We start from the raw sequence: 20,853 nt of genomic DNA, 5'->3' as shown, positions 1-20,853 counted from the left end.
CGGTTTGGGCAGGGAGAGCTGAAAATCAGCCCGGCACACCGGTGGTGCGCCGGCCCGCGCGGGGATCAGCAGGACGGTCGTCCGCCGCCCCGGACATGGCCGTCACCGGTGACGATGTACTTGGTGGAGGTCAGCTCCGGCAGGCCCATCGGGCCGCGGGCGTGCAGCTTCTGGGTGGAGATGCCGATCTCCGCGCCGAAGCCGAACTGGCCGCCGTCGGTGAAGCGGGTGGAGGCGTTGACGGCAACGGTGGTGGAGTCCACCAACCGGGTGAACCGGCGGGCGGCGGCCTGCGAGGTGGTGACGATCGCCTCGGTGTGGCCGGAGGACCAGAGCCGGATGTGGGCGACGGCCGCGTCCAGCGAGTCCACGACCCCGGCGGCGATGTCGTAGGAGAGGTACTCGGTCTCCCAGTCCTCGGTGGTCGCCTCGACCACGGTCGCCCCGGTGTCCGCGCGCCCGGCGATCTCCCGCACCCGCTCGTCCGCGTGCACGGTGACCCCGGCCTCCGCCAGCGCCGCCAGGGCCCGGGGCAGGAACTCCTCGGCGATGTCCTGGTGGACGAGGACGGTCTCGGCGGCGTTGCAGACGCTGGGCCGCTGCGCCTTGGAGTTGACGAGGATCTCCACGGCCATGTCGAGATCGGTCTCGGCGTCGATGTAGACATGGCAGTTGCCCGTGCCGGTCTCGATGACGGGCACCGTGGACTCCTCGACGACCGTCCGGATGAGCGAGGCGCCCCCGCGCGGGATCAGCACGTCGACCATGCCCCGGGCGCGCATCAGCTCGCGTACCGACTCACGGCTGTCGCCGGGGACGAGCTGCACGGCATCGGCGGGCAGACCGGCACCGCCGACGGCGTCCCGCACCACGGTGACCAGGGCCTTGTTCGAGGCGGACGCGGAGGAGGAGCCGCGGAGCAGCACCGCGTTGCCCGACTTCAGGCAGAGCGCGGCGGCGTCCACGGTGACGTTCGGCCGGGCCTCGTAGATGATGCCGACCACGCCGAGGGGGACCCGCACCTGGCGCAGGTCGAGGCCGTTGGGGAGCGTCGAGCCGCGGACGACCTCGCCGACCGGGTCGGGAAGGGCCGTCATGGCCCGGACGTCGGAGGCGATCGCGCGGATCCGCTCGGGGGTCAGGCTGAGCCGGTCGATGATCGCCTCGCTGGTGCCGGCGGCCCGGGCCCGCTCCACGTCCTCCGCGTTGGCCTCGACGATCTCCTTGGTGCGCACTTCCAGGGCGTCGGCGATCGCCCGCAGCACGTCGTCCTTGACCGACCGGGGCAGCGGGGCGATCTCGGTGGCCGCGGCACGGGCGCGGTAGGCGGCCCGGAGGACCGGGGACTGCGGCATCGGATCGGCGAGGGGCGAAGGGAAGACGCTCATGGGCCCAGGGTACTGAGCCGGGCCCGCGTTCCCCCGCGCGTTCCGCAGCGCGAGACGGCCGGTCCCCCGGTCCGGGGACCGTCCGCACAGGGGGCCGGTGGCGGATCGCCGGGTCTCCCCGGCCACCGCGCCTCCCGGCCGCCGCTCCTCGCCCGGACCGCTGGTTCGCGCCACCGGAGCGCTGCCGGACGGCGTCAAAACGGATGTCAGAACGGATGGACGCCCACCGGGGAGACGGGTGGCGGGCCGTAGCCCTCGGTGACGCGCTGGTGGTAGGTCTCCCGGTCCACCACCTCCAGGCCGACGATCTCCCACGGCGGCAGCCCGGCCGTCGAGCGGTGCTCGCCCCAGAGCCGCAGGGCGACCGCCGCCGCGTCGTGCAGGTCCCGCGCCTCCTCCCAGTACCGGATCTCGGCGTGGTCGGCGGCGTAGCGGCCGGTCAGCAGGAAGGGGTGGTCGTGGGCGAGCTGCTCCAGTCCTCTGCGGACCTCCGACGGCGGGGTCCGCGCGCCGGAGACGCTGAGGGTGATGTGCCACAGCCGGGACGGCTCGCGCTCTCCCTCGCCCGGACCGTCCTCCCTCGGTCCGGTCCCGGCGCCGGGCGCGGCCGGGACGACGGAGACGGGCGGGCGTGAGGTGCGGTCGCGGCCTCCGCCGGTGCCGGCCGGAGCCCTCCGCTCCGCCGTGACCCGGCGCAGCGCCTCCAGGCGCCCTCGTCTCACCGGCGGCCTCCTGTTCCGATGCGGCGCTCCGCGTCCCCGCGGGCGGGCCGTGTGCTGCTGCCGGGCCGCCTCCCTTCCGCGGAGCACGGCACCCGGGACGCCGCCCCGGCGTCCGTACCAAGAGTTGACCAGTCCGCGGGCGGCCGTGCGGGGTTTTCGGAAAAGGTCCGGGTGAAAAGAGCGGAGTCCGGCCGTTCCGCCACGGAGGGTGCGGAGGGTCTGCGGCGGGTGGACGTCCGCTAGCGGAGCAGGACGAGGTCGTCGCGGTGGACGACCTCCCGCTCGTACGCCGGCCCCAGCTCCCGCGCGAGGTCGCGCGTGGAGCGGCCGATGAGCCGCGGGATCTCCTTGGCGTCGAAGCTGACCAGCCCGCGGGCGACTGGGGTCCCGGCGGTGTCGCGGAGTTCGACCGGGTCCCCGGCGCTGAAGTCGCCCTCCACGGCGGCGATTCCGGCCGGCAGCAGGGAGCTGTGCCGTTCGACCACGGCCCGTACGGCACCGTCGTCCAGGGTCAGGGCGCCGAGCGGGGTCGAGGCGTGGGCGAGCCACAGCAGCCGGCCGGCCGAGCGCCGTCCGGTGCGGTGGAAGTACGTGCCGACGGGGCGGGCCGCGAGCGCGTCGGCCGCCCGGCTGGCGGAGGTGAGCACCACCGGGATGCCCGCGGCGGCGGCGATCCGGGCCGCCTCGACCTTGGTGACCATGCCGCCGGTACCGACCCCGGCCTTGCCTGCGCTGCCGATGGAGACCCCGTCCAGGTCCTTCGCCCCCCTGACCTCGGCGATGCGGCTGGTGCCCGGGGTGCTGGGGTCGCCGTCGTAGAGGGCGTCGACGTCCGAGAGCAGCAGCAGCAGATCGGCGCGGACCAGATGGGCGACGAGGGCGGCGAGCCGGTCGTTGTCGCCGAAGCGGATCTCGTCCGTGGCCACCGTGTCGTTCTCGTTGACGACCGGGAGGGCGCCCATGGCCAGGAGCTGGTCGAGGGTGCGGTAGGCGTTGCGGTAGTGGGCCCGGCGGCTGGTGTCGTCGGAGGTGAGCAGCACCTGGCCGACGCGGATGCCGTACCGGGCGAAGGAGGCGGTGTAACGGGCCATCAGCAGGCCCTGGCCGACACTGGCCGCCGCCTGCTGGCGGGCCAGGTCACGGGGCCGGCGCCGCAGGCCGAGCGGGGAGAGACCGGCGGCGATGGCTCCGGACGAGACGAGCACGATCTCCTTCGCGCCGTTGCCGCGCGAGGTGACCAGGGTGTCGACGAGGGCGTCCACGCGGTCGGCGTCGAGTCCGCCCGCGGAGGTCGTCAGCGAGGAGGAGCCGACCTTCACCACGATCCTCCGCGCCGAGGTGACGTCGTCCCGGTCCGCTGCCGATCCCGCTGCCCCTGACACCGCGCTGCTTCCTTCTCTCTCACCGGCCCGGCCCACCGCGGCCGGCCGGGCCGGACCGGTCGGCCGGATGATCGAACCGCTGTCTCCCCGAGAATCTACGCCAGGTCACCGGGCGTCCGCCGGGCCGTCCGCCTCGCGGGACGGACGGCCCGGCGCACGGCCCCCGTGGGGACGCCCCCGCCGCCGGCCGCACCCGGCGGCCATCGCTCCGGCTCCGCGGCCGGCCGCCCGTCGGCTCCGGAACGTTATGAAACGGTCATGGGGGATCAGGCCGTCGGCCACCCCGGTGACACCCGTCACGTGAAATTGTCATAGGGGCGGCGCACGTCATACGGTCAGTGGTTGTCCTCCGTGGCAGCCCGCGTTCAGCCCGCGGCGCGTGCACCGGACCCATGCGGTCACCCTCCGTCCACTCCCCCCGCCAGGAGCTCAGCTCGTGTCCTCTGCCGGACCAGCCACCCGCCGTGCTGTGCAGCTCTCAGCACTCTTCGCGATGTTCGCGGCCTATACCGGCCAGCTCGCGGGTGCCCTGCTGCCCCATGTGCCGATCTTCATCATCGCCTCGGCAGGGGGGCTCGCCCTCGACCTGTATCTCCAGCTGCGGCAGCCGGGGCTGCTGTCACTGCTGAGCAAGGTCCGCTTCGACGTCACCGTCCGGCAGCTGCTGCGGGACATGCTGATCGTGCTGGGGCTCCTCCGGATGGAGGACATCAATCCGATCGCGGAGCACTCCCCGCTCACCATCGGGCTGCTGGCCTTCTACATGACGCACTTCGCGTGCCAGGCCACCGCGGTGCTGGTGCGCCGCAGCCGGACGCTGCCGATCGTCACCCGGAACATCGACACCTCGGCCCTGCGGCTCTCCCCCGCGCCGCCGCGCATCCTCTCCCGGCGCCCGGGCCACCGGCTGCTGGCCTTCTCGGTGCCGGTCACCGCCGGCCTGCTGGCCACCGTGGTCACCCGGGACGCCCTCTGGGGCGGGGTCGGACTCTCCCTGGCCCTTGCCGTCGCCATCGCCGGCACCCTGTACCTCGCGGGCTGGCTGCTGCCGGCCAAGCGCTCGGCGACCGAGGCGCAGGTCCTGAAGTGGCTGAACAACTGGCTCGCCGACTACCGGCCGACGGTCGGCATGTACTTCTCCGGCGGCACCACCTCGGCCTACCAGGCCAACATGTGGCTCTCCACGCTGCCGCAGCTCGACGGGAAGCCGGTCATCGTGCTCCGCGAGCGCTTCATGGTGCAGAAGATCGACGCCACGGACGTGCCGGTCGTCTGCATTCCCAAGGTCGCGCATCTGATGCATCTGGAGCACTCGACGCTCAAGATGATGCTGCACCCGGCCAACTCCGGTAAGACCTCGCAGGTCCTGCGCATCCCCTCGATCAAGCACGCGTTCATCAACCACGGCGAGAGCGACAAGCTCTCCAGCTGCAACCCCTACGCCAAGGCGTACGACGAGGTGTGGGTGGCCGGCCCGGCCGCCCGCGAGCGCTACCAGCTCGCCGACATCGGCGTCGACGACCGGGACGTGGTGGAGGTCGGGCGCCCGCAGCTGTCACCGATCCGCCCGTACGGCGGGCCCCCGGCCGACGACGGCCTCACCACCGTCCTCTACGCCCCCACCTGGGAGGGCTGGACCAACGACCCGGGCAACACCTCGGTGATCCTCGCCGGTGAGAACATCGTCCGCCGGCTGCTGGCCGACCCCGGCGTGCGGCTCCTCTACAAGCCCCACCCCATGACCGGGTCCGTCGACCCACGCGCCGCCCGTGCCAACGAGCGCATCCAGGCGATGATCACCGACGCGAACTCCCGGCGCGGTGGCCCGCGGCCCGGCCCGGAGGCCGCCGCCGAGCTGCGCCGCCGCACCGTCGAACTGGACCGGCTGACCAGCACGCACTTCCGTCCCGACGCCGACGAGGCCGAGCGGATGATGATCCAGTCGACGCCCGACACCGACCGCGCCGCGGCCGTGACGGCGGCGACCGCCGCCTGGGAGCGCGCGTACTGGGCGTCCTTCCCGGACTGGGAGCACCAGATCATCACCGGCCCCCGGCCCGCCATCTACACCTGCTTCAACCAGGCCGATCTGCTGATCAGCGATGTGTCGAGCGTGGTCTCCGACTACCTGACCAGCGAGAAGCCCTACGCCGTGGCCAACACCAGCGGGCTGAGCGAGAAGGAGTTCCGCGCCGGCTACCCGACCGTACGGGCGGCGGCGATCCTCAGCCCGGACGCCGACGGCCTCCCGGAGCTGCTGGAGGCCGTGCGGAACCCGGAGAAGGACACCCTCGCGGCGGCCCGTGCCGAGCTGAAGACGTATCTGCTCGGCCCGTCGGACCCGCCGTCCCTGGTCCGCTTCAACGAGGCCGTGGTCGCCCTGTGCGCGAAGGCCGACGAACGGCGCGCCCGGATGGCCGCCCGCGCGTCCTCCGACGTGCCCACGCAGCGCGAGGGGGCGGAGGAGACGGCGGCCGAGCTGGCGTCCGAGGAGATCGAGCTGGAGCCGACCGGAACGCGGGAGCCGGCGGGCACGGCCGACCCGGCCGACGCTCCGGAGGGCAGCGACTCGGTCAACGTCTGACCGGTACAGCACCGGCCGCGGGCCCCGAGCCCGCGCGCCGTACCACCGCACAGGGGCGGGGCCCGGAGGAAAGCCTCCGGGCCCCGCCCCTGTCCGCGCCCGCCGCCGGTGCGCTCAGCCCGCGCCGGTCCCCGGGTGCCGGGCACACCAGCCGGCCCAGGCCGACTCCACCATCTCCCGCACGCCGTACCGGGCCGACCAGCCGAGCTCCTTGCCGATCAGCTCCGCCGAGGCGACCACCCGCGCCGGGTCGCCGGGCCGCCGCTCCCGTACCTCGGGCCGTGCGTCCAGGCCGGTGACCGAGCCGATGATCTCGATCATCTCGGTCACCGAAACCCCTTCACCGCGGCCGATGTTGAGCACCAGGGAGGTCTCCGGGTCGGCGGCCAGCCGCCGCACCGCCGCCACATGCGCGTCGGCCACGTCCTCGACATGGATGTAGTCCCGGACGCAGGTGCCGTCCGGCGTGGGGTAGTCGTCGCCGAAGACGAGTGGCGGCCGGCCCTCGGACAGCCGCTCGAAGACCATGGGGACGAGGTTGAAGACGCCCGCGTCGCTCAGCTCGGGGGAGGCCGCGCCGGCCACGTTGAAGTAGCGCAGGGAGACCGTCGCCATGCCGTGCGCCCGCCCGGCCGCGGCCACCAGCCACTCGCCGGCGAGCTTGGTCTCGCCGTACGGGCTCATCGGCAGGCAGGGGGTGGCCTCGGTGACGAGATCGGTCTCCGGCATGCCGTAGACGGCGGCCGAGGAGGAGAAGAGGAAACGGCTCACCCCGGCCTCGGCGGCCGCCTGGAGGACGGTCCGCAGCCCTTCGACGTTCTCCCGGTAGTAGAGCAGCGGCTTCTCCACCGACTCGCCCACCTGCTTCCTGGCGGCGATGTGGACGACGCCCGTCACGCCGTGCTCGCGCAGGACGCGGTCCAGCAGCCCGCGGTCGAGGACGGAGCCCCGCTCCAGGGGGACCCCGGCGGGCAGCCGCGCGGCCTCCCCGGTGCTCAGATCGTCGAGCACCACGGCGCGTTCACCGCTGCCGGCCAGTGCCTGTACTACATGGGAGCCGATGTATCCGGCACCGCCTGTGATCAACCACGTCATGGCGCCACCCTATGCCGTGCCGGACGGTGGCAGGATGCCTCCCGGCGCGCGAGGGCCCCGCACGCCCCCGGTGTGCGGGGCGGGCGGGGCCCGTGTTGCGGCAGGGGCCGGAGATGCCCGGGCGGGCGCCGGCCGGCGGTCCGGTCAGGAGAAGGGGTCGAACCCCCGGTACTCCGCGTCGGCCTCGTCCCGCTCCGCGTCGCGGTCCCGGCGGCGTACGGCGGCCGGGCGCGGCGCCTCCAGGCGGTGGTCCTCACCGCGGCGGCCGAGCATCTCGGCGCCCGCGGCCATGCTCGGCTCCCAGTCGAAGACGACCGCGTCGTCCTCCGGGCCGATCGCGACGCCGTCGCCCGCCCGGGCGCCCGCCTTGACCAGCGCGTCCTCCACCCCGAGGCGGTTGAGCCGGTCCGCGAGATAGCCGACGGCCTCGTCGTTGCTGAAGTCCGTCTGCCGCACCCAGCGTTCGGGCTTCTCGCCCCGCACCCGGTACAGGTCGTCCCCCTCGCGGGTGACGGTGAAGCCCGCGTCGTCCACGGCCTTCGGGCGGATGACGATCCGGGTCGCCTCCTGCCGGGGCTTGGCCGCGCGCGCCTTCGCCACGATCTCGGCCAGCGCGAAGGAGAGCTCCTTCAGACCGGTGTGGGCCACGGCCGACACCTCGAAGACCCGGTAGCCGCGGGACTCCAGATCGGGCCGGACCATCTCGGCGAGATCCTTGCCGTCCGGCACGTCGATCTTGTTGAGGACGACGATCCGCGGCCGGTCGTCCAGGCCGCCGTAGCTCCGCAGCTCCTCCTCGATGGTGTCGAGGTCGGAGAGCGGGTCCCGCTCGGACTCCAGGGTGGCGGTGTCCAGGACGTGCACCAGCACCGAGCAGCGCTCGACATGGCGCAGGAACTCCAGGCCCAGCCCCCGGCCCTGGCTGGCGCCCGGGATCAGCCCGGGGACGTCCGCGACGGTGTAGACGGTCGAACCGGCCGTCACCACCCCCAGGTTGGGCACCAGGGTGGTGAAGGGGTAGTCGGCGATCTTCGGCTTGGCGGCGGAGAGCACTGAGATCAGCGAGGACTTGCCGGCGCTCGGGTAGCCGACCAGCGCCACATCGGCGACGGTCTTGAGCTCCAGGACGATGTCCCCGGTGTGCCCCGGCTCGCCGAGCAGCGCGAAGCCGGGCGCCTTGCGGCGGGCCGAGGCCAGCGCGGCGTTGCCGAGACCGCCGCGGCCGCCCTGCGCGGCGACGTAGGAGGTGCCCTGGCCGACGAGGTCGGCGAGCACCCGGCCCTGCTTGTCGAGGACGACGGTGCCGTCCGGGACCGGCAGCACCAGATCCTGGCCGTCCTTGCCGGAACGGTTGCCGCCCTCGCCCGGCTTGCCGTTGCCGGCCTTGCGGTGCGGGCTGTGGTGGTAGTCGAGAAGCGTGGTGACGGACTGGTCGACGACCAGGGTCACGTCGCCGCCCCGGCCGCCGTTGCCCCCGTCGGGGCCGCCGAGCGGCTTGAACTTCTCACGGTGGACGGAGGCGCAGCCGTGGCCTCCGTTACCCGCGGCGACATGCAGTTCGACGCGGTCCACGAAGGTGGTCATACGGGTGCCTCCTGCTGTGCGTACCGGCCTTCCGGCCTGGTGACGGGGTTGTCCTGCGGTACTGCCGGTCCTGCTGCCGCGCCCCCGCGCCGGGCGGGACCTTCCGCCCGGCCGAGGGGGTGCGGCCGGTTCAACGCGCCGAGGGCGGACCGGCTTCCCGCCGCGAGCGTGCGCTGCGCAACGGGAAGGGCGGCCCGCCCTCGGTGCTGTGTCTTCGCGTCCGGGCTGATTACTCGGCGACCGGGACGATGTTCACGACCTTGCGGCCGCGGCTGGTGCCGAACTGCACCGCACCGGCGGCGAGGGCGAACAGCGTGTCGTCGCCGCCGCGGCCGACGCCGTTGCCCGGGTGGAAGTGGGTGCCGCGCTGGCGGACCAGGATCTCACCGGCGTTGACGACCTGACCGCCGAAGCGCTTCACGCCGAGCCGCTGGGCATTGGAGTCGCGCCCGTTCCGGGTGGACGATGCGCCCTTCTTGTGTGCCATGTGTTCTCAGTCCCTTACTTCGCAGCCGCGGGGATGTCGGTGATCTTCAGCGCCGTGTACTGCTGGCGGTGGCCCTGGCGCCGGCGGTAACCGGTCTTGTTCTTGTACCGCAGGATGTCGATCTTGGCGCCCTTGTGGTGGTCCACGATCTCGCCCTGGACCTTGATGCCCGCGAGGACCCACGGGTCGCTGGTGACGGCGTCGCCGTCGACCACGAGCAGGGTCGAGAGCTCGACCGTGTCGCCGACCTTGCCGGTGGAAATCTTGTCAACCTCAACGATGTCGCCGACAGCAACCTTGTGCTGGCGACCACCGCTGCGCACGATGGCGTACACGCGGATCTCACTCTCTGCTCGAACGGGACCCCTGATGCCAGCCGCTCACGCGGAAGCCGGATCCCGGAGGATCCGTGCCCGCGGTTTCCGGAAGGACGAGCGGCCTCCCCCGGCGGACCGGGAGGGATGTGCTCAAGGGGTTGGCGTACACACGCCGACGGTCAAGATTACGGGGCCTTGACACGCCGGTCAAACCGGCCCTCACCGTACCGGGACCGTACGGCCCGGGGCCTCCCGGGGACACCCCGGCCGCCCGGACGGCGGCACGGACGGCTGCCCCGCACGGCCCCAGACGGCTCCGGGCCGGTGCTCCGCCCTCCGGAGAGGGGGCGCACCGGCCCGGCGCACGCAGAGGCCCGTGGGACCCCTCCCCGCTACGACTCGTCGGCCGAGGCCGCGGCCGGGGCGGAGGACTGCTCCGCCGCCGCGGCCTTCTGCGCCGTCTTCCGGGTGGCGGCCTTCTTCGCCGTGGCCTTCTTGGCCGCCGCCTTCTTCGCCGTGCCCGGCTCCTTCTTGGCAGCCGTCTTCTTGGCGGCGGTCTTCTTGGCCGCGGCCTTCTTCGCCGTCACCTTCTTGGCCGCGGCGCGCTTCGCCGCCTTCTTCGCCGGGGCGGGCCCGGGCTCCCCGCCCTCAGTGGGCTCCGCGGTCTCCGGCACGGGCGCCCCGGGCTCCGTCTCCCCGGCCACGACCGGCTCACCGGCGGACACGACCACCACGGCCGTCTCCTCCGGTTCCTCGGTGCCCTTCGGCGGGCCCGCGGGAGCCGAGGCCTTGCGGACCGCCCGGCGGCGGGTACGGGCCGGGGGCGCCGCCGCCTCGGCGGCCGGCGCGGGCTCCGGAGCGGCCTCGGCCGCCGGCTCCGCCACCGTCTCCGCCACCTCTTCGGGCCGCGCCTCGGACTCGGCCGGGGTGACCACCACGACCGCCTCCCCGGCGGCCGCCTTCGGCGGACCCGCCGGCGCGGACGCCTTGCGGACCGCCCGGCGCCGGCCGCGGCCGACCCGGGAGGCCGCGGCCTCCGCCTCGGCCGCGCTGCTGTACAGATCCTCGTCCGGGCTGAACGCGGGCTCCGGCAGCGCCACCGGCTCGGCGGTCTCCGCGGCCACCTCGGCCGGGGACTCCGGGGAGGCCACCGCGGCGACCGCGGCCTCGCCCCCGGCGCCGATGTCCGAGGGCTCGGGCGCGTGGATGTGCGGCTCCGCCGCGGCCGCGCCGCCCTTGCCCTTCTTCTTCCGCTTGCCACCGCCGCCGGGCGCCGACGGCTGCTCCATGTGCACGATGACGCCGCGCCCGTTGCAGTGGACACAGGTCTCGGAGAACGACTCCAGCAGCCCCTGCCCGACCCGCTTGCGGGTCATCTGCACCAGGCCCAGCGAGGTCACCTCGGCCACCTGGTGCTTCGTCCGGTCGCGGCCCAGGCACTCCAGCAGCCGGCGCAGCACCAGGTCCCGGTTGGACTCCAGCACCATGTCGATGAAGTCGATCACGATGATGCCGCCGAGGTCGCGCAGCCGCAGCTGGCGCACGATCTCCTCGGCAGCCTCCAGGTTGTTCCTGGTGACCGTCTCCTCCAGGTTGCCGCCCTGGCCGGTGAACTTGCCGGTGTTGACGTCGACGACGACCATCGCCTCGGTCCGGTCGATCACCAGCGAGCCGCCGCTGGGCAGCCAGACCTTGCGGTCCAGCGCCTTCATCAGCTGCTCGTCGATCCGGTACGTGGCGAAGACGTCGACGTCCGACGTCCACTTCTGCAGCCGGTCGGTGAGGTCCGGGGCGACGTGCGAGACATAGCCCTGGATGGTCTCCCAGGCTCCGTCACCGCTGACGATGACCTTGGAGAAGTCCTCGTTGAAGATGTCGCGGACAACGCGGACGGTCATGTCCGGCTCGCCGTAGAGGAGGGTGGGGGCGCCGCCGCCCTTGGCCCTCTTCTGGATATCGGCCCACTGCTGCTGCAGCCGCTCGACGTCCCGCGCCAGCTCCTGCTCGGACGCGCCCTCGGCGGCGGTGCGCACGATGACGCCCGCGTTCTCGGGGACGATCTTCTTCAGGATCTGCTTGAGCCGGGACCGCTCGGTGTCGGGCAGCTTGCGGCTGATGCCGGTCATCGAGCCCTCGGGCACGTAGACCAGGTAGCGGCCGGGCAGTGAGACCTGGCTGGTGAGCCGGGCGCCCTTGTGGCCGATCGGGTCCTTGGTGACCTGCACCAGCACGGACTGGCCGGACTTGAGCGCGGTCTCGATCCGGCGCGGGCCGCCGGACATGCCGAGCGCGTCGAAGTTGACCTCACCGGCGTACAGCACGGCGTTGCGACCCTTGCCGATGTCGACGAAGGCGGCCTCCATGGACGGCAGCACGTTCTGGACCTTGCCCAGGTAGACGTTGCCGACGTAGCTGGTGGCCTGCTCCTTGTTGACGAAGTGCTCGACGAGGACGCCGTCCTCCAGCACACCGATCTGGGTGCGCTCACCGCTCTGCCGGACGACCATCACCCGCTCGACGGCCTCGCGCCGGGCCAGGAACTCGGCCTCGGTGATGATCGGCACCCGGCGGCGGCCCTGCTCGCGGCCCTCGCGGCGGCGCTGCTTCTTGGCCTCCATCCGGGTCGAGCCCTTGATGGACTGCACCTCGTCGAAGCCCGTGCCGGGCTCGTCCTTCTTGCGCGGCTCACGGATCTTGACGACCGTGCGCTCCGGGTCGTCCTGGGAGGCGTCGACCGGGTGGTCGCCCGCGTCCCCGCTGCGCCGGCGACGGCGGCGACGGCGACGGCTGCTGCTGGTGCCGCCCGCGCCGCCGTGGTCTTCCTCCTGCTCGTCGCGCTCCCCGCGCTCGTCCTGCTCCTCGGTACCGGCCGCGGCGCGGTCCCGGTCCCGCTCGGCGGCGGGCTCCCCGGCGTCCTCGGCAGCGGGCTCGGCGGCGGCGCCCTCGGGGCCCTCCTCGCCGGTCTCCCCGGCCTCGCCGTTCCCCTCGCCCTCGCCCCGGCGGCGGCGACGGCCACCCCGGCGGCGACGGCGGGACGGGCGCTCGCCGGACTCCTCCTCACCGGCCTGCGGCTCGGCGGCGGCCTCCGGCTGCTGCTCCTCCTCGGCGACGGCCCCGGTCCCGGCCTCGGGACCGGTGTCCTCCGCGGCACCGGCCCGGCGACGGCGACGGCGGGGGCCGCCGGTGGCCGCGGCGGGCTCCCGCTCCTCCGCTTCCGCGGCCCCGGGCTCCTCGGTCTCGGCGGCGGCCGCGGCCGCGGCGCGCTCCGGGGTCTGGAACATGGGCTCGGTGAAGACCGGCGCCTGGAACACGGCCGTCGGCGGCCGGACGGCCCGGCGGCGGGTACGGCCGGTCGGCTCGGGCTCGGGCTCGGGCTCGGGCTCCGCGGCGGGCGCCGTGAACGCGGCGCGCCCCTCGGCCCCGGCTCCCGTCTCCGTCCCGGCTTCCGCGGCGGGCTGCCGGCGCTCGGCCCGGCGGCGCGAACGGGCGGGCCGCCCCTCGGCGGCGGAGCCCTCCGCCTGCTCCGCCTCCGCGGGGGCCGCCGCGGTCTCACCACGGGACGGTACGGCGGCGTCGTCGGCCACCGGAGCGAGCTCAGGAGCGGCCAGACCGGTCTCGCTCCGGCGCGCGGAACGGCGGCGGGTGCGGCCTCTCGGCGCCTCCACGGCGTCGGCCACGGTCACCGAGCCCTCGGTCAGCGGCTGCGGCGGGGCCTCCGCCGGTGCGTCCGCCTCGGGAGCACCGCCCTGCGCGGCCTCGGTCCCCTCGGCCGCGGCGGCCACCTCGGCCGGAGCACCGGCGGGGGCCGTGGCCTTGCGGACGGCACGGCGGCGGGTGCGGCGCGGCGCCTCCTCAACGGGCGCGGCGGACGCGGTCTCGTCGGCGGGGGCCACGGCCGGGGTCTGGTCGCCCACGACCGTGGGCTCGGCCAGGTCGCCGTCACCGGTGACCGCGGGAGCACCGGCCGGGGCGGTCGCCTTGCGGACGGCACGGCGGCGGGTCCGGACGCGGGGAGCGGCCTCCGCCTCGGCGGCGGGCTCGGCCTCGGGTGCGGCCGCGGCGGCCTCGGCGGGCTGTGCCGCCGGGGTGCCGCCGGAGAGTTCGTCGTCCTCCGCGGCGACCGCTTCCGCGGCGGCCTCCTCCTGGGCGGCGGCGATCTCCTCGGCCGTCTCCCCGTCCTCCTCCGCCTCCTCGGCGGTCTGCGGTGTCACGGCTTCCGGTGTCACGGCTTCCGAAGTCACGGCTTCCGGCTCCGCGGCCGCCCTCGGCGCTCCGGCCGGGGCCGTGGCCTTGCGGGCCGCCCGTCGCCGGCGCGGCGGGGCGGCGGGCTCGGGAGCCGCCTCCGTGGCGGCCTCCTGCTCCGAGAGGGCGGAGAGTGCCGCCGGGGCGGCGGGCGCGGAGTCCGCGACCACCGTCGTGGCCTCGGCCGGCTCCGCGGCCGGTGCTTCGGCGCCCGGCGCGGAGGGCGGACCCGCCGGCCGGGAGGCCGCACGGCGCCGCCGCCGCGGAGGCAGGGTGTCGCTGGGGCTGTTGTTCTCCGGGGTGTCCCCGGCGGCGCTGTCGCGCGCCGCCTCACGGGGCTCCATGGACTGGGGCATGCGGGCGTTTCTCCCGTCACGCTCCCGGGCGCCGGGCCGGTGTCCGGTCGCGGCCCGCGTGATGTGCGCGTTCCGCGGTCCGGGGCCTGGGCGCCGCACGGGAGCTGTCGTCTCACTCGCCGGTCCGTGGGGACGGACCGGCGAAAGCTTCTGTGTCAACGCGTCGCCGGACCCGGGTGGCTCCCTGGTGCGTCGGCGGCGCTTCGACGGCCGTCCTTACGCGGTACCCACCTGCGCTGCTCCGCCGAACGGCGGTGCCTCCGTCGTGGCGGTCGGTACGGCGGCCGTGGGTGGGGCGGCCGTGACAGCCTCGCGGTCGGGCACGAGCGGGTCGGTCACCGTGCCGGACTCCTCATCGAGCGGCCCCTGCGCCAGCCTGGTCACCGCTGCGGGGACCGGCGGCGCCAGGTCGGCCGCAGCTCGGAGGCCGGACAGGACGTCGTCGGGTCGTACGGCGGGTGTCGAATGCCGCACTACCAGGCGCAGTATCGCACAGGCCGTGTCGCCCGGCCCATCAGCCGGTGATTCCCCGGCCTCCAGCCGTACGACGGCGGCGCGTGCGTCGAAGGTGCGCATCCCGTTCTTGGTACGCCGTTCGACCTCCACCGACTCGGCGGCGAGGAAGGCGGCGACGGCCCGGCGGGCCTCCTCGTGGCCCACCCCGGGAAGCCGCAGCTCCCACTCGGAGGCCTGCAGCCGGTCGGCCAGACCGGAGGTCCGGGCCTCGACCGCGTCGATGACGTCCAGACCGGCGGGCAGCGACGCGTCGAGCAGCGCCCCGAGCCTCTCCGGATCGCGGTGCTCGGTGAGGGCGATCTCCAGGAACTCGGCCTCACTGCCCGTGCCGGTGGGTGCGGCATTGGCGTAGGACACCTTGGGGTGCGGGGTGAAGCCCGCCGAGTACGCCATCGGTACCCCGGCGCGCCGCAGTGCTCGTTCGAAAGCGCGCTGGAAGTCGCGGTGGCTGGTGAACCGGAGGCGGCCCCGCTTGGTGTAGCGCAGACGGATGCGCTGCGCCACCGGTGCGGGCGGGGGGCCTTCGGGCTGTCGCTTGCCCAGGGTCGCTCAGTCCTTCGTGAGTCACGGTCGTCCTGCTTCCCAGGGTACGTGTGACGGGCACCGAAGGTTCCCGCAGGGGCACACCGACGGGTGCGGCGGGAGGACGGGCCCGCGCGAAGGCCCTCCGTTCCCGGTGTCCCGGGAACGGAGGGCCTGGTGCGCGCGGCGGCCGGAGCCGCGCCGCGGGCGGGCGGGCGGCGGGTCCGGCTACTTGACGACCGTGAGCGGCAGCAGCTTCTTCCCGGTCGGGCCGATCTGGATGGCGGTGTCCATCTGGGGGCAGACACCGCAGTCGAAGCACGGCGTCCAGCGGCAGTCCTCGACCTCGGTCTCGTCGAGCGCGTCCTGCCAGTCCTCCCAGAGCCAGTCCTTGTCCAGGCCGGAGTCCAGGTGGTCCCAGGGCAGGACCTCCTCGTAGGACCGCTCGCGGGTGGTGTACCAGTCGACGTCCACACCCTGCGGCGGGAGCGTCTTCCCGGCGCACTCCATCCAGCGGTCGTAGGAGAAGTACTCACGCCAGCCGTCGAAGCGGCCGCCGTCCTCGTAGACGGCGCGGATGACGGCACCGATCCGCCGGTCGCCGCGGGAGAGCAGGCCCTCGACGATGCCGGGCTTGCCGTCGTGGTAGCGGAAGCCGATGGAGCGGCCGTACTTCTTGTTGCCGCGGATCTTGTCGCGGAGCTTGGCCAGCCGGGCGTCGGTCTCCTCCGCGGAGAGCTGCGGTGCCCACTGGAAGGGGGTGTGCGGCTTGGGGACGAAGCCGCCGATGGAGACGGTGCAGCGGATGTCGTTGCTGCCGGAGACCTCCCGGCCCTTGGCGATGACGTTCACCGCCATGTCGCCGATCTGGAGGACGTCCTCGTCGGTCTCGGTGGGCAGGCCGCACATGAAGTACAGCTTCACCTGCCGCCAGCCGTTGCCGTAGGCGGTGGCGACCGTGCGGATCAGGTCCTCCTCCGAGACCATCTTGTTGATGACCTTGCGGATGCGCTCGGAGCCGCCCTCGGGGGCGAAGGTGAGGCCGGAGCGGCGGCCGTTGCGGGTGAGCTCGTTGGCCAGGTCGATGTTGAAGGCGTCGACCCGGGTGGAGGGCAGGGAGAGGCCGACCTTGTCCTCCTCGTAGCGGTCGGCGAGACCCTTGGCGATGTCCCCGATCTCGCTGTGGTCGGCCGAGGAGAGGGAGAGCAGGCCGACCTCCTCGAAGCCGGTGTTCTTGAGGCCCTTCTCCACCATGTCGCCGATGCCGGTGATGCTCCGCTCCCGCACCGGGCGGGTGATCATGCCCGCCTGGCAGAAGCGGCAGCCCCGGGTACAGCCGCGGAAGATCTCCACGGACATCCGCTCGTGCACGGTCTCGGCCAGCGGGACCAGCGGCTGCTTGGGGTACGGCCACTCGTCGAGGTCCATGACGGTGTGCTTGGACACCCGCCACGGCACCCCGGAGGCGTTGGGCACGACGCGAGCGATCCGGCCGTCCGGCAGGTACTCGACGTCGTAGAAGCGGGGGACGTACACGCCGCCGGTCCTGGCCAGCCGGAGGAGCAGTTCCTCACGGCCGCCGGGCCGGCCCTCCGCCTTCCAGGCCCGGATGGTCTCGGTGATGGTGAGCACGGCCTGCTCGCCGTCGCCGATGACCGCGCAGTCGATGAACTCCGCGATCGGCTCGGGGTTGAAAGCGGCGTGGCCGCCGGCCAGGACGACCGGGTCGTCCTCGGTCCGGTCGGCGGCCGACAGCGGGATGCCGGCCAGGTCCAGGGCGGCCAGCATGTTGGTGTAGCCGAGCTCCGTGGAGAAGCTCAGGCCGAAGACGTCGAACGCCTTCACCGGGCGGTGCGCGTCCACGGTGAACTGCGGGACCCCGTTCTCCCGCATCAGCTTCTCGAGGTCGGGCCAGACGCTGTACGTGCGTTCGGCGAGGACGCCCTCGCGCTCGTTGAGCACCTCGTAGAGGATCATGACGCCCTGGTTGGGCAGTCCGATCTCGTAGGCGTCCGGGTACATGAGCGCCCAGCGGACGTCACAGGCATCCCAGTCCTTGACGGTGGAGTTGAGCTCTCCGCCGACGTACTGGATGGGCTTCTGAACGTGCGGGAGAAGCGCTTCCAGGCGTGGGAAGACCGACTCGACAGGCATCGCGATGTCTCTCATGAGCGGATAGGGGGACCATCCAGCGTACCGCCCGTTCCGTACGGGTCGTACGGGCCGGACGCCGGCCGGCCGGGCGGAGGGGAACGGGGACGGCGGCGCGGACGGGCCTCAGGCCGAGAGCGGGCGCTGCGCCTTGATGGACTGGAGCAGGCCGACCGCGATCCAGACCGCGAACATCGAGGTGCCGCCGTAGGAGACGAAGGGCAGCGGCAGGCCGGCCACCGGCATGATGCCCAGGGTCATCCCGATGTTCTCGAAGGACTGGAACGCGAACCAGGCGATGATGCCGGCGGCGACGATCGTGCCGTACAGCTCGGTGGTGTCCCGGGCGATGCGGCAGGCACGCCAGAGGATGACCCCGATCAGCAGGATGATGAGCCCGGCCCCGAGGAAGCCGAGCTCCTCGCCGGCCACGGTGAAGATGAAGTCGGTCTGCTGCTCCGGCACGAACTGGCCGGTGGTCTGGGTGCCGTTGAAGAGCCCGGTGCCGTGGAGGCCGCCGGAGCCGATGGCGATCCGGGCCTGGTTGGTGTTGTAGCCGACGCCCGCCGGGTCGAGCTCGGGGTTGGCGAAGGCGGCGAACCGGTTGATCTGGTACTCGTCGAGCACGCCGAGCTGCCAGACGAGGACGGCGCCGACGGCGCCGGTGCCCATCAGCCCGAAGACCCAGCGGTTGGAGGCACCGGAGGCGAGCAGCACACCGAGCACTATCACCGCCATGACCATCACGGAGCCGAGGTCCGGCATCAGCATGATGACGGCCATCGGCAGGGTCGCGAGCGCGAGGGCCTGGACGACGGTCCGGTGATCGGGGTGGACCCGGTCGCCCGCGTCCACCCGCGCGGCCAGCAGCATGGCCATGCCGAGGATGATGGTGACCTTGGTGAACTCGGACGGCTGGAGGGAGAAGCCCCCGATGTCGAGCCAGGCGTGCGCGCCGTTGATGGTGGTGCCCAGCGGTGTCAGCACGAGGGCGACCAGCAGCACGGAGAGCCCGTAGAGGACCGGCACCGCGCCGCGCAGGGTGCGGTGGCCGAGCCAGACGGTGCCCGCCATGAGAGCGAGGCCGATACCGACGTTCACGGTGTGGCGCACCAGGAAGTCGTACGGGTCGCCGTTGTTGAGCTCGGTGCGGTTGCGGGTGGCCGACCACACCAGTAGCGAGCCGAGGCCGGAGAGCATCAGCGCGGCCAGCAGCATGGGCCAGTCGAGGCGGCGGAGTATCGAGTCGCGCGCGGTGAGCCGGCCCCAGGCGCCCTGCCGGGGGGTGTAGCGGCTGACGGAGAAGCCGAAGCCGTGTGCGGTCACTCGCCGCCCCTCCGTCCCGCCTTGGGCAGCGCGGCGGCCTTGATCGAACCGTCCTCGCGGATCTCGGGCAGGTTCTTCTGGGGCTTGGGCAGCAGCGCCTTCTTCTTGTTGATGCCGCCCTTCTCGTCGATGCCGTAGAGGGCGTTGTAGATGTTGCGCACCGCGGGGCCGGAGGCGCCGGAGCCGGTGCCGCCCTGGGAGATCGTCATGACGATCGCGTAGTCCTCGGTGTACGTGGCGAACCAGGAGGTCGTCTGCTTGCCGTAGACCTCCGCGGTACCGGTCTTGGCGTGCATCGGGATCTTGTCCTGCGGCCAGCCGCCGAACCGCCAGGCGGCGGTGCCCCGGGTGGCGACGCCCTCGAGCGCCTTGTCGATCTGCCGCATCGTCTTCTTGTCCACCGGCAGCTTGCCGCTCGCCTCGGGCTCGATCTCCTCGATCTCCTTGCCGTCGGGGCTCACGACCGCCTTGCCGACGGTGGGGGTGTGGATGGTGCCGCCGTTACTGAGGGCCGCGTAGATGGACGCCATCTGGACGGGGGTGACGAGGGTGTCGCCCTGGCCGATGGAGTAGTTCACCGAGTCATAGGCGTGCAGCTTCATGCCGGCCAGGCAGTTCTCCCGGGAGAGCACGGTGACGTAGTCCTTCTTCTTGGGCCACTGCTTGGCGCGCTCGCACCAGTTGTCCTTGTTGGCCTTCCAGAAGTCCTTCTTCCACTGCCGGTCGGGGACGCGGCCGCTGACCTCGTTGGGGAGGTCGATGCCGGTCTTCTTGCCGAGCCCGAACTCGTGAGCGGTCTCGTAGAACCAGTCCTTGGCGTTCTTCTTCGGCTTGAGACCGCCGTCCTTGCGCCACTCCTGGTGGGAGAGACGGTAGAAGACGGTGTCGCAGGAGACCTCCAGCGCCCGGCCGAGGTCGATCATGCCGTGGTCCTGCGACTCGAAGTTCTTGAAGACCTGGTTGCCGATGCTGTACGAGCTGGTGCAGGCGTAGTTGCCGTTGAAGTCGTAGCCGGCCTTGACCGCGGCGGCGGTCGGGATGACCTTGAAGATCGAGCCGGGGGCGGCCTGTCCCTGGATCGCCCGGTTGAGCAGCGGGTAGTTGGACTTCTTGTTGGTCATCTTGGCGTAGTCGCTGCCGGAGATGCCGCCGACCCAGGCGTTGGGGTCGTAGTCCGGGTTGGAGGCCATGGCGACCACCCGGCCGGTCTTGGCCTCCATCACGACGACGGCGCCCGCGTCCGCCTCGTAGTTGCGGTTGGTGTTGCGGTCGTGCTGCTTGCGGGCTTCCTTCATGGCCTGGTGCAGTTCCTTCTCGGCGAGCGCCTGCACCCGGGCGTCGATGCTCGTGATCACGTTGTGCCCGGCCACGGCCGGGTCGCTCTCGGTCATGCCCATCACCCGGCCGAGCTTGTCCACCTCGTAGCGGGTCACGCCGGCCTTGCCGCGCAGCCACTCGTCGTAGGACCGTTCCAGGCCGGAGCGGCCGACCTGGTCGGAGCGGAGGAAGGGCGAGTCGGTGTCCTCGGCCTTCTTGATCTCCTCGTCGGTGACCGGCGACAGATAGCCGAGGACCTGCGCGGTGTCGGCGCCGGCGGGCGCGGCGTAGCGGCGTACGGCGGTGGGTTCGGCGGTGATGCCGGGGAAGTCCTCGGCGCGCTCGCGGATCGTCAGCGCCTGCTGGGCCGTGGCCTCGTCGGTGATCGGGATGGGCTGGTAGGGGGAGCCGTTCCAGCAGGGCTGCTTGGTCTCGGCGTCGCAGAGGCGGACCTTCTCCAGGACCTCCCGGGGCTCCATGCCGAGCACCCCGGCGAGGCGGGTCAGCACGGCCTCTCCGTCGTCCCTCATCTTCAGCAGCTCGGTGCGGCTGGCGGAGACGACGAGACGGGTCTCGTTGTCGGCGAGCGGCACGCCGCGGGCGTCGAGGATGGAACCGCGGACGGCCGGCTTGACGACCTGCTGGACGTGGTTGCCCGCGGCCTCGGCCGTGTACTCGTCGCCGTTGCGGATCTGGATGAACCAGAGCCGCCCGGCGAGGGTGGCGAGGAGGGAGAAGACCAGTATCTGGATGGCGATGAGCCGGATGGTGACACGGGAGGTCCGCCCGGTCTCCGGAATGTTGCTCACTGCGCTGCCCCCTGGGGTGCTGCTTCCGGCGGTGCCGTCCGCGCGGCTCGGCCGG

General features: G+C 73.1%; 13 protein-coding genes. 1 reads left to right on the top strand and 12 read right to left on the bottom strand.

Going from position 1 to position 20,853, the window contains the following annotated elements; all coding sequences use genetic code 11:
* Positions 1 to 65 precede the first annotated feature (65 nt).
* The 3 genes from SXIN_RS21645 to proB form a co-directional block, all read right to left on the bottom strand.
* The gene (locus tag SXIN_RS21645; RefSeq protein WP_019709080.1) at positions 66 to 1,388 is read right to left on the bottom strand and encodes a glutamate-5-semialdehyde dehydrogenase; all 1,323 of its coding nucleotides are present in this window, start codon (positions 1,386 to 1,388) and stop codon (positions 66 to 68) included.
* A 206-nt stretch (positions 1,389 to 1,594) separates the two neighbouring features.
* On the bottom strand, positions 1,595 to 2,110 hold the full coding sequence (locus SXIN_RS21640; RefSeq protein ID WP_019709079.1) for a hypothetical protein: 516 nt from the start codon (positions 2,108 to 2,110) through the stop codon (positions 1,595 to 1,597).
* A 239-nt stretch (positions 2,111 to 2,349) separates the two neighbouring features.
* Entirely contained in the window at positions 2,350 to 3,492 is a 1,143-nt protein-coding gene (proB, locus tag SXIN_RS21635) for a glutamate 5-kinase (protein ID WP_078648949.1), read from the bottom strand.
* Between the two features lie 436 nt (positions 3,493 to 3,928).
* Here proB and SXIN_RS21630 point away from each other — a divergent pair, with 436 nt between their 5' ends.
* Positions 3,929 to 6,076: a hypothetical protein gene (locus tag SXIN_RS21630; protein WP_050930817.1), complete on the top strand. Its 2,148-nt coding sequence runs from the start codon at positions 3,929 to 3,931 to the stop codon at positions 6,074 to 6,076.
* A 114-nt stretch (positions 6,077 to 6,190) separates the two neighbouring features.
* Here the strand turns inward: SXIN_RS21630 and galE are convergent, their stop codons facing one another.
* The 9 genes from galE to mrdA form a co-directional block, all read right to left on the bottom strand.
* A complete protein-coding gene (gene galE, locus SXIN_RS21625; RefSeq protein WP_019709076.1) occupies positions 6,191 to 7,171 on the bottom strand; it encodes a UDP-glucose 4-epimerase GalE in 981 nt (326 codons plus the stop codon).
* Between the two features lie 144 nt (positions 7,172 to 7,315).
* Positions 7,316 to 8,755 (bottom strand): GTPase ObgE, encoded by a 1,440-nt coding sequence (gene obgE, locus SXIN_RS21620; RefSeq protein WP_019709075.1) that lies wholly within the window; start codon positions 8,753 to 8,755, stop codon positions 7,316 to 7,318.
* 229 nt (positions 8,756 to 8,984) lie between these two features.
* Positions 8,985 to 9,242, bottom strand: a complete 258-nt coding sequence (gene rpmA, locus SXIN_RS21615) for a 50S ribosomal protein L27 (RefSeq protein WP_019709074.1) — start codon at positions 9,240 to 9,242, stop codon at positions 8,985 to 8,987.
* A 14-nt stretch (positions 9,243 to 9,256) separates the two neighbouring features.
* Positions 9,257 to 9,577: a 50S ribosomal protein L21 gene (gene rplU, locus SXIN_RS21610; RefSeq protein ID WP_019709073.1), complete on the bottom strand. Its 321-nt coding sequence runs from the start codon at positions 9,575 to 9,577 to the stop codon at positions 9,257 to 9,259.
* Positions 9,578 to 9,951: 374 nt separating this feature from the next.
* Positions 9,952 to 14,157, bottom strand: coding sequence for an Rne/Rng family ribonuclease (locus SXIN_RS21605; protein WP_095757396.1), 4,206 nt, complete (start codon positions 14,155 to 14,157; stop codon positions 9,952 to 9,954).
* 216 nt (positions 14,158 to 14,373) lie between these two features.
* Complete coding sequence (locus tag SXIN_RS21600; RefSeq protein WP_019709070.1) at positions 14,374 to 15,177, bottom strand: TIGR03936 family radical SAM-associated protein; 804 nt, start codon at positions 15,175 to 15,177, stop codon at positions 14,374 to 14,376.
* A 246-nt stretch (positions 15,178 to 15,423) separates the two neighbouring features.
* Positions 15,424 to 17,349 carry a TIGR03960 family B12-binding radical SAM protein gene (locus SXIN_RS21595; protein WP_039821279.1) on the bottom strand — a complete coding sequence of 642 codons (1,926 nt, stop codon included), beginning with the start codon at positions 17,347 to 17,349 and terminating at the stop codon, positions 15,424 to 15,426.
* Positions 17,350 to 17,472: 123 nt separating this feature from the next.
* On the bottom strand, positions 17,473 to 18,672 hold the full coding sequence (rodA, locus tag SXIN_RS21590) for a rod shape-determining protein RodA (RefSeq protein ID WP_019709068.1): 1,200 nt from the start codon (positions 18,670 to 18,672) through the stop codon (positions 17,473 to 17,475).
* Positions 18,669 to 20,798, bottom strand: coding sequence for a penicillin-binding protein 2 (gene mrdA, locus SXIN_RS21585; RefSeq protein WP_019709067.1), 2,130 nt, complete (start codon positions 20,796 to 20,798; stop codon positions 18,669 to 18,671). The genes rodA and mrdA overlap by 4 nt, the downstream gene beginning before the upstream one ends.
* Positions 20,799 to 20,853: the final 55 nt, after the last annotated feature.

Source organism: Streptomyces xinghaiensis S187 (assembly GCF_000220705.2).
Taxonomy (GTDB): Bacteria; Actinomycetota; Actinomycetes; order Streptomycetales; family Streptomycetaceae; genus Streptomyces; species Streptomyces xinghaiensis.
This window is presented reverse-complemented; position numbering and strand designations above follow the sequence as displayed.

Excerpts from the sequence above, each read along its gene's own strand:
- SXIN_RS21605 (WP_095757396.1), bottom strand. The coding sequence starts at position 14,157 with ATGCCCCAGTCCATGGAGCCCCGTGAGGCGGCGCGCGACAGCGCCGCC.
- galE (WP_019709076.1), bottom strand. The coding sequence starts at position 7,171 with ATGACGTGGTTGATCACAGGCGGTGCCGGATACATCGGCTCCCATGTA.
- SXIN_RS21595 (WP_039821279.1), bottom strand. The coding sequence starts at position 17,349 with ATGCCTGTCGAGTCGGTCTTCCCACGCCTGGAAGCGCTTCTCCCGCAC.
- obgE (WP_019709075.1), bottom strand. The coding sequence starts at position 8,755 with ATGACCACCTTCGTGGACCGCGTCGAACTGCATGTCGCCGCGGGTAAC.
- SXIN_RS21645 (WP_019709080.1), bottom strand. The coding sequence starts at position 1,388 with ATGAGCGTCTTCCCTTCGCCCCTCGCCGATCCGATGCCGCAGTCCCCG.
- rpmA (WP_019709074.1), bottom strand. The coding sequence starts at position 9,242 with ATGGCACACAAGAAGGGCGCATCGTCCACCCGGAACGGGCGCGACTCC.